Raw genomic sequence first — 8,773 nt, 5'->3', positions numbered from 1 at the left:
GTGACTTCAGTCATGTGAGGATAGAGTTTTTAATTCACAGTGGATTAATTAAAATGAGCATTCCAGATAAGCCGAAAAGCCCGAAACAGTTATTCTATTCGGAATAATCTTCTACCAGACACCTATGTCTGGCCTCTAAAATATGGGACATCATCCCAGTGGCAGCCAGACACACGTCCTGGCTCCGCTGGGATAATTTAATTTAAAAGCACTTCTCCCGCCATGCGCCGCGGCAATCTGTTCGACTACATGCAGTCCCAGAATATGCGGTGTATTTTTATTGATTTCCTGCAGATTCAGAGCCGCAAGAACTTCCGGGGGATAGCCTTTGCCGTTGTCGGTTACTGTCAGGTACAGGAAATTTTCTCGTATTTCAGTTTCGATACAGATTTTGACAGATTCAGAATTATGCCGCACGCTGTTGATCAGCAGATTTTCGAGAAGCCGAGCGAGCAGGGCACGGTCGACAGAAATCTGCGCGTGTTCGGCGGCATTTGTCTGATTCAGCGTAATTTCGCAGTTTTCTGCCAGGGGACTGTCGTAGAATTGAGCGACCAGTTCACGGAACAGCGGTCCGGCGGTGAAAGTTTCTTTTCGGAGTGGTTGTGCACCATATTCCAGTTTGCTGGTTAGATTCAGGTCGTCAATAAGAGAGCGGAGTTTTTCACATTGAGTACGAATCCCTGCGGCCTTGTGCCGTACTGTATCGGGCAGGGAAGAATCCTGTTCCAGCTGTTCTCCCCATCCAAGGATCAGAGCCAGTGGTGTGCGTACATCATGACTGACACCTGCAATCCACTGTGTTCGCGTGTCATCCCGCCGCACAAGCATTTCATTTCGTTTCTGTAGATGAGAACTGGTCTGATTCAGTTTCTGAGCCAGTTCTCCGGTAAAACCATCTGTCGGTAACTGGACAGTCTGTCCGTCGGCCAGTGCATCCAGCCCTTCCGCTACAATTCTTAAGCGTTTGGTTCCACGCCAGCCAATCCATAAACAAAAGATCAGAACCAACAGCAGCATGCCAAGAATAACCAGTGGGATACCGTGGACGATATCCTGGAGAACATTTGGTGAATTGTAAAGATTATATTTCCAGAGACTTCCCTTGGTAAGACCAGCCACAAACAGACCATAATCTTCGGACCAGCAGAATACCGGATAATCATCCAGATACCAGCGGGAAAAACTGGCGATGTCGCTGGAAGAATAATGGTTATCCAGTTCGTCCGGCAGATCATAATTCCATTTCACGTTTCCTTTTTCGTCAAGGATCATAGCCCATGCATAACCGTCCATCCATTCTTCCGGAGCATGTTCTGCTCCAAAAATCATTCCATTGTCTGTTTCAACCATAGAATCTGCAATTTCGCTATAGGAATATTCGCGTTGCGGCTGGAGATATCCTTCGCGCCAGCTGATCCATCCCAGAAGTGAAATTGTCAGGACCAACAGCAGAAGGACAACACCAACTGCGGTCAGTACATATCGCCAGATCAGTCGGGCAAAAGTTTTCACAGCAGTTCCTCCTTTGCCAGTTTATAGCCAATGCCCCTTACAGTCAGCAGACAGCGCGGCTGGTTCGGATCCTGCTCCAGTTTCTGGCGCAGATGTCGGATATGAACACCAAGGCTGTTTTCATATCCATAGTAATCCGCACCCCAGACAGCAGAGCAGAGGGAATCATAAGTCACGATATGCCCGCGGTTATCCGCCAGTTTGCGAAGCAGTGCCAGTTCTGTAGCTGTCAGAGGAATCGTATCTCCGTTTGAAAGTGTGACAAGAGCATCGTTCAGATCCACGCTTCGATCTGCAAGTTTCAAATCTTTTGACTTTGTGCGGGCGAGTTCTGCGCGATAAGTTCTCAGCAGGATATGCTGAACACGAAGAAGTAGTTCCTGCATCAGAAAAGGCTTTGTCAGGTAATCATCTGCACCAAGTCCGAGTCCAAATAAACGATCCGCATCGGCATCTCTTGCGGAGAGAAAAAGAGCCGGAACGTCTGCTTTGGCATGCAGGGCACGGAACAGGGAAAAACCATCGCCGTCCGGAAGGTTGATATCCAGGATCATCAGTTCCGGGATCTCAGCTGCAAACAATTTTTTTGCCGCAGCACAGTTCGCTGCGGTCTGAATATGCCTGTAACCTGCACCAGACAACTGCTCGCAGAGCAGACGGAGCAGATCTTTATTATCATCTACGATTAGAATTCGAACTTCATAAATACTGTTCATAATCAGAATCCTTTCAAATCATCAGTCAGTCTTGAATTCAGTTTTACTATACCATACTTTCAAACACTCTATCTGAAAATCCCAAAAACTTAAGCGAAAATTAAGGCAGGATTTGAGGAGGCTTAAGGCAGCCGGTGTAAGCTTTAAATTGTCGAAGAGAAAAATAAACAGGAAAAGGAGAGAACATTATGATTTCTGTTATCGAAACCCACGACCTCTGCAAAAGCTACAACGGTCGTATCGTAGTGGAGCATCTGAATCTGTCAGTACCGCAGGGCTGCGTCTACGGTTTTCTTGGTCCGAACGGTGCCGGAAAATCAACAAGTATGAAAATCCTGCTTGGTCTGGTACATCCGACCAGCGGCAGTGTAAAACTGCTCGGGCAGACGATGAATGAGGAAAACCGCATCGCATTGCTGAGAAAGACGGGAAGTCTGATCGAGTCCCCGTCAGGTTATCTGCATCTGACAGCACGTGAAAATCTTAAGATCATCGCAGACTTGAAAGATATCGACCACAAAGACATTGACCGTGTTCTGGAGATCGTACATCTGACTGCCGACGCAAACCGCAAAGTCGGGCAGTACTCTCTTGGCATGAAACAGAGACTTGGCATTGCAATGGCATTACTTGGCAATCCCAGGCTGCTGATCCTGGATGAGCCGACCAATGGTCTCGATCCTGCAGGAATCCAGGAAATGCGCGGTCTCATTGCATCTATGCCGGAGAGCACCGGAGCGACGGTACTGATCTCCAGTCATCTGCTCGGTGAAATGGAGCAGATGGTCACGCAGCTTGGAATTCTGGATCATGGAAAAATGATATTCGAAGGTTCCCTGCAGGAACTGCGTAAACACAGCCGGGGCGGCATCCAGATCCGGGTACTGGATGTGAAAAAAGGCATTGATATACTGAATCGTCAGGGTATTCTGACACAGCCAATGACACATCATCTCGATATCCTGCAGCTGCCGTCGATTTCTGATGAAAAATTGGCAGAACTGGTCAGAACCCTTTCTGAAAATAATGTCGGAGTTGTCGGACTGACTTCTGAGACAAAAAGCCTGGAAGAAATTTTCCTGAGTCTGACACAGAACGGCAGGGAGGTGGCATGATATGACAGGTGCTTTTTGTGTAGAATTGCAAAAAGCTCACCGCAGGCATGATCTGCTGTTCTGCCTGCTGGTTCCGTTGATCGTAATGCTGTGGACAGGCAGTCTGTTATCGCCCGGTCCGGATGAACTGGCAAATGCGTACAGCGCATTGTTTTACAGCATCCCGGTTGCCAATGTGCTGATCTTTCCGATCGTGATGGCAGTACTGGCAAGCCGGTTATGGGATATGGAAGTCAAAGGAAGTACCTGGAAACTTCTTTATACTCTGCAGAGCCGTAGGAGTCTGTTCCTTGGAAAAGCTTTGTTTGGCATCATGGAAGTTCTGCTTGTAACCTTTCTGGAAATGGGAGGCGTATTTCTGACAGGAAAAATATATGGTTACACGGAGGCTTTTCCAATCAGTCAGCTTTTTTATCTGACAGGCTGTACACTGGCGGTGGAACTGATGCTCTTTTTTGGAGCATTTCTGCTCATGCTACTGGCTGGAAATCCGCTTCTGGCACTCTGTGCAGGAATCATAGCATCATTAACCGGGCTGTTTTCTGCTTTTATGCCAAAGGTTGTCAGCTATTTTGTTCCTTGGGGTTATTTTGTTCCGCTGGGAACTTATGAAGTTGCGAACTGGGACCAGGCTGCACATACGGTTACTTATGGAACGCGGCCGTACAATTGGGGACTGCTTGTTTTTACTGTGGTACTGGTCATGCTCTTGTTCTATGCAGCATGGCGAAGAGTACAGAAACAGGAGGTGTAAAAGATGTTAAAGCGCTGTATTCAGGCAGAAAACCGAAAACTGCATGCGTCTCCGATCTGGGGGCTGTTTTTTGCACTGCCGCTCATTTCAGCAATATATGGAACTTTTAATTATCTGCAGAATCTGGAAATTCTCAAAGATGGCTGGTACAGTCTCTGGACACAGCATACATTGTTTTATTCGATGTTTTTCTTTCCTGCAATGGTGGCTGCTTATGCAGCTTATCTGTGGAGACTGGAACATCTTGGACACAACTGGAATCTTATTATGGCAAGTCCGGTCAGGCCGATAGATCTTTTTCTGGCGAAATTTGTTGTGGTGGCAAAACTGGCCCTTCTGACGCATCTGTTTGTATTTTTGCTGTATGCATTTTGTGGAAAAGTTTTTGCACATTTTCCGGGATTTCCACCGATGATCCTGCTTGCTTTTCTTCTTCGCGGTGCAGTGGGAGCACTTGCGGTCATTGCGGCGCAGCTTGTGCTGGCTATGGTCATCCGAAGCTTTGCCATTCCGATCTTTCTTGGGCTGGTGGGCGGCATCACCGGTCTGCTGGCAGGGAGCAAAGGTCTTTCTCTGTTCTGGCCCTATGCACTGATGCAGGCAGGCATGAATGCAAACAAGAGTAATGATGTGCTGTCTGGAGGCGGATATATTTTATTCTTTTTCAGCTGTATTTTCTGGCTGGTAACAATGGTTCTAGTTGCTGGAATGTTTCTGAAAAAAAGGGATGTAAAGGCATAAAGTCGTTTCTTAATAACATGGCACATGATATACTACAGGAAGAAACCTGGAATGAAAAAGCATAGATAATAACAGGAGAGGGGAGATCTGAAATGAAAAATATACAGGGAATTCAGTTGATCATGGAAAGCAATGAAGAGTTACTCCCGGATTTTTTTATGGATTTTCCCTATATTTGCTCCTGCGTGGAGTTTGATAAATATATAGATCCGGTCGTGCCCTGGCACTGGCATCATGCAGTAGAATTATTCTATATAAAAAGTGGCAGAGTAGAGTATACAACGCCAAATGGGAAATGGATATTCCCGGCGGGGACAGGCGGGTTTGTTAATTCCAATGTACTGCATTCATCAAGAGTGAGTTCTACAAAGGATGGAACCGTGCAATTACTGCATCTGTTTGATTCGGAACTGCTGACAGGCGGGATATCTAATCGAATAGAAGAAAGGTATATTCGTCCGTTGACGGACAGATCCGGGCTTGAAATGATCTGCCTGTCACCCGAGGATCCCGGGCAGGCGGCTCTTTTGCAGAAGATTCAAGCCGGCTTTGAATTGGAGGAAGGCAGCTGGGGCTATGAGATCACTCTTCGGCAGCTGCTCACAGAAGTATGGCTTGGTTTATTGGAACTGGCATGTGCTGAGACAGAAGATATACACAAAAACAAAGATACCGCTGAAAAAATGAAAGCAATGATGTCTTATATTCAGGATCATTATACGGAGATGATAGCGGTTGACTGCCTGGCGAGGGAAGCGCATATAAGTAAAAGAGTCTGTTTCCGACTGTTTCAGGAGAATCTTCATATGAGTCCACTGGAATATATGAGAGAATACAGACTTCGGAAGGCATGTATGGAACTGATAGAGACAGAGAAATCTATTACAGAGATCGCAAGTGACTGTGGATTTGGAAGCAGCAGCTATTTTGGAAAGCTATTTCGGGAGCATTTCAACTGCAGTCCTGTAAGATATCGTGGAAAATGGCACGATTGTAATAGAAACAGACACGAATAATATAGATTTGCACTGGAAAATGCATTATCCTGTTATTACAAGAAAGAGAGATCTTTTTTCGTATTACACACCATGGAAAGGGGCTGGTCATGAAACCAGCTCCTTTTTCATAAAGGAGGAAATGTATGAATCTGACTTATCGATACAGTGCGATCCAGTTTACACATTGGGCATCATCTTCTGGGGCAGCAGCTTTTGCAACAACGTATCTGTTGAACAAAGGGGTTCCTTCAGGAATGGTAGGATTCCTGCTGGCATTGGCAGGGCTTTGTTCCTGTCTGTCACAGCCAGTTCTGGCATCTCTGGCAGACCGCGCAGAAAAATTTGTCCTGACAAAAATGCTGCTGATCATGTCTGTTCTGTGCAGTGTATGCATACTCCTGCAGTTACTGCCGGGAATTTCTATCATGCTGATGGCTGTTTTGTACATGGTCAGTATCTGGAGCAGTGACGCGATGGTTTCCTTATTAAATGCCATCAGTGTCGCATACAACAATGCGGGCTATTTCGTGGATTATGGCGCAGCCCGGGGAATTGGAGCAGTAGCGAGTGCTGTCTCAAGTCTGATCATTGGCTGGGTGATCGCAAAATTTGGCACAACGTGGATGCTGGTGCTTTTATTGGCAGCACGCCTGGGGAGTATGATCGCCCTTGCTGGATTCCCTGAGATCCAACAGAGCAGATCAGCAGTCAGTGCAGATCACAGAAGTCTTTCCATCGGTGCATTTTTTGGACAGTATCGCTGGTACTGTCTGTCGTTACTTGGAATTGCTTTTTTGGGTATGTATCATGCAATGACGGAAAATTATATGATCGTGATCATGAATGCGCTGGGCGGTAACAGTAGTCATGTAGGAGTTGCCCTGTTTATTGCGGCTATGGTAGCAGCTCCGGTGATTTTCTTTTTTGAAAAAATACGGAAGGTTTTCAGAGACACAACTGTTTTGAAGATAGCAGCCGTTTCTTTTTTCATAAAGGCAGTTGGCTTTTATTTTGCGGGAAATATACAGACGATCTATCTGTTACAGTTCTTTCAGATCTCATCCTACGCGCTTTTGGCACCTGCTCAGGTGTACTATGCAAAAGAGAAAGTCAGAGACAATGATATGGTAAAAGGACAGGCATTTATAACAGCAGCCTATGCGCTGGGATGCGCGGCTGGTAATTTTGCCGGCGGTCAGCTTTTGAGTCAGGGGGCAGGTGCGATTCTTCTGGCAGGTATATGCATGGCGGCGGCTGGAACGGCAATTGTCTTTGCGACGGTAACAAAATCCGATTTCTGTTTATAATGCAGGGTATATATGTTATGATAGATAAATATGTACGATAACATATATTTGAATAACTGCGTGTCGCATTCTCGTTACTTCCAGTGATGAGTTAGAAACGCAAATTTTTTATAAAAAAATAGAAATAGGGAGTTTTATTGGACTTAATAAGGAGTATAATAGAAAATACAAGAACAAATAGGACTTATTTGTATCGGTACAAGATAGAAAGGTTAGGAAGCAGATATGAAGATTACCTCCAGCTATGGCGTGGAATTACGAAAACAGAATATCCCGATCCGTCAGACACTGGATGTTTACAGGTCTGCTGTCAGCTATCTGACAGAGATTTATGCGCAGGTATGGGAAGAACTGGAAAGGATAGCGGAAACGAAGAAGCGTTTTAATGAAGCGGAGCACCTGATACATACAACAAAAAAGAATCAGGCTCGTTTTGATTTTGATATCCGTTTCCAAAAGATGCCTTCGTATCTGAGAAGGGCCGCCATCCAGCATGCCCTGGGAAGTGTATCCTCTTACAAAACCCGAATGGAGTTGTGGGAAAAGACAGGCCAGATAGAAGGTAAACCGAGACTTGTATATGAGAACCATGCCATGCCGGTCTTTTACCGTGATGTAATGTACCGGGAGGATGAAGTCGGGAAGGATGCTACTTATCTGAAACTATATGACGGGCATGACTGGAAGTAGTTTCATGTACGGTTAAGCCATACCGACATGGAGTATCTGAGAAAGAACTGGGCCGGGAAAAAGGCATCCGCCCCGACACTGGAGAAAAGACGCAGGAAATTATATGATGGGCATGACTGGAAATGGTTCCATGTACGGTTAAGCCATACCGACATGGAGTATTTGAGAAAGAACTGGTCTGGGGAAAAGGCATCTGCCCCGACATGAGAAAGAACTGGTCCGGGAAAAAGGCATCTGCTCCGACATTGGAGAAAAGGCACAGGAAATATTTTCTGCGTTTTTCTTATACGGAAGATGTGATACTCACAAAAGCACCAGTCGAAGAACAGATTATCTGCGGTGTAGATCTGGGGATCAACACCGATGCAGTCTGTACCATTATGCGGTCGGATGGAACTGTCCTGGGAAGAAAGTTTATCGATTTTTCCAGTGAAAAAGACCGGATGTACCGTGTGCTGGGACGGATAAAGAGATTCCAGAGAGAAAGATTGCAGGAGCAGTCACAAAATATGCAAAAGAGAAGCATGCAGATGTAATTGTTTTCGAACACCTGGAGACAAAAGGAAAGATATCCGGGAGAAAGAAACAGAAACTGCATCTGTGGAAAAAACGGGATATCCAGAAACGCTGTGAACATCAGGCACACAGAAACAGAATGCGGATATCGAGGATCTGTGCATGGAATACCAGCAGGCTTGCGTATGATGGAACCGGAACAGTTATCCGTGATCCGGGAAACCACACAGAGACTGCATCTGTGGAGAAAACGGGATATCCAGAAACGCTGTGAGCATCAGGCACACAGAAACGGGATGAGAATATCAAGGATCTGCGCATGGAATACCAGCAGGCTTGCGTATGATGGAACAGGAACGGTTGCCCATGATTCAAGAAATCACAGCCTGTGTGTATTTCAGACAGGAAAACGATATAATTG

At 45.9% G+C, this 8,773-nt stretch carries 9 protein-coding genes and 1 pseudogene; 8 read left to right on the top strand and 2 right to left on the bottom strand.

What is annotated here, in order from left to right; all coding sequences use genetic code 11:
* Positions 1–150 precede the first annotated feature (150 nt).
* A complete protein-coding gene (locus tag QZL69_RS02030; RefSeq protein ID WP_022213560.1) occupies positions 151–1,515 on the bottom strand; it encodes a sensor histidine kinase in 1,365 nt (454 codons plus the stop codon).
* The gene (locus QZL69_RS02025) at positions 1,512–2,231 is read right to left on the bottom strand and encodes a response regulator transcription factor (RefSeq protein ID WP_022213559.1); all 720 of its coding nucleotides are present in this window, start codon (positions 2,229–2,231) and stop codon (positions 1,512–1,514) included. Before QZL69_RS02025 ends, QZL69_RS02030 begins: the two co-directional genes overlap by 4 nt.
* 188 nt (positions 2,232–2,419) lie before the next feature.
* Here QZL69_RS02025 and QZL69_RS02020 point away from each other — a divergent pair, with 188 nt between their 5' ends.
* The 8 genes and pseudogenes from QZL69_RS02020 to QZL69_RS01985 all read left to right on the top strand — a co-directional run.
* A complete protein-coding gene (locus QZL69_RS02020) occupies positions 2,420–3,346 on the top strand; it encodes an ABC transporter ATP-binding protein (RefSeq protein WP_022213558.1) in 927 nt (308 codons plus the stop codon).
* A gap of 1 nt (position 3,347) precedes the next feature.
* Positions 3,348–4,100, top strand: a complete 753-nt coding sequence (locus QZL69_RS02015) for an ABC transporter permease (RefSeq protein WP_022213557.1) — start codon at positions 3,348–3,350, stop codon at positions 4,098–4,100.
* Between the two features lie 3 nt (positions 4,101–4,103).
* Positions 4,104–4,841 carry an ABC transporter permease gene (locus tag QZL69_RS02010; RefSeq protein WP_022213556.1) on the top strand — a complete coding sequence of 246 codons (738 nt, stop codon included), beginning with the start codon at positions 4,104–4,106 and terminating at the stop codon, positions 4,839–4,841.
* 92 nt (positions 4,842–4,933) lie between these two features.
* Entirely contained in the window at positions 4,934–5,857 is a 924-nt protein-coding gene (locus QZL69_RS02005) for an AraC family transcriptional regulator (RefSeq protein WP_022213555.1), read from the top strand.
* Between the two features lie 125 nt (positions 5,858–5,982).
* Complete coding sequence (locus tag QZL69_RS02000; protein ID WP_022213554.1) at positions 5,983–7,146, top strand: MFS transporter; 1,164 nt, start codon at positions 5,983–5,985, stop codon at positions 7,144–7,146.
* A gap of 225 nt (positions 7,147–7,371) precedes the next feature.
* Entirely contained in the window at positions 7,372–7,836 is a 465-nt protein-coding gene (locus tag QZL69_RS01995; RefSeq protein WP_022213553.1) for a hypothetical protein, read from the top strand.
* 122 nt (positions 7,837–7,958) lie between these two features.
* Entirely contained in the window at positions 7,959–8,372 is a 414-nt protein-coding gene (locus tag QZL69_RS01990) for a transposase (protein ID WP_022213552.1), read from the top strand.
* Positions 8,373–8,537: 165 nt separating this feature from the next.
* Positions 8,538–8,773: pseudogene (locus QZL69_RS01985) on the top strand (hypothetical protein); the annotation flags it as partial.

The sequence above is a fragment of the Blautia sp. CAG:237 genome, from assembly GCF_000436615.1.
In the GTDB taxonomy this organism is placed as follows: domain Bacteria; phylum Bacillota; class Clostridia; order Lachnospirales; family Lachnospiraceae; genus Blautia_A; species Blautia_A intestinihominis.
Note: the sequence above shows the minus strand (reverse complement) of the source record. Positions and strands in the feature narration are given on the sequence as shown.

What these genes read in the sequence shown, in the direction of transcription:
- QZL69_RS02005 (WP_022213555.1), top strand. Translation starts at nt 4,934, where the DNA reads ATGAAAAATATACAGGGAATTCAGTTGATCATGGAAAGCAATGAAGAG.
- QZL69_RS02025 (WP_022213559.1), bottom strand. Translation starts at nt 2,231, where the DNA reads ATGAACAGTATTTATGAAGTTCGAATTCTAATCGTAGATGATAATAAA.
- QZL69_RS02000 (WP_022213554.1), top strand. Translation starts at nt 5,983, where the DNA reads ATGAATCTGACTTATCGATACAGTGCGATCCAGTTTACACATTGGGCA.
- QZL69_RS02010 (WP_022213556.1), top strand. Translation starts at nt 4,104, where the DNA reads ATGTTAAAGCGCTGTATTCAGGCAGAAAACCGAAAACTGCATGCGTCT.
- QZL69_RS02015 (WP_022213557.1), top strand. Translation starts at nt 3,348, where the DNA reads ATGACAGGTGCTTTTTGTGTAGAATTGCAAAAAGCTCACCGCAGGCAT.
- QZL69_RS01990 (WP_022213552.1), top strand. Translation starts at nt 7,959, where the DNA reads ATGGTTCCATGTACGGTTAAGCCATACCGACATGGAGTATTTGAGAAA.
- QZL69_RS01995 (WP_022213553.1), top strand. Translation starts at nt 7,372, where the DNA reads ATGAAGATTACCTCCAGCTATGGCGTGGAATTACGAAAACAGAATATC.
- QZL69_RS02020 (WP_022213558.1), top strand. Translation starts at nt 2,420, where the DNA reads ATGATTTCTGTTATCGAAACCCACGACCTCTGCAAAAGCTACAACGGT.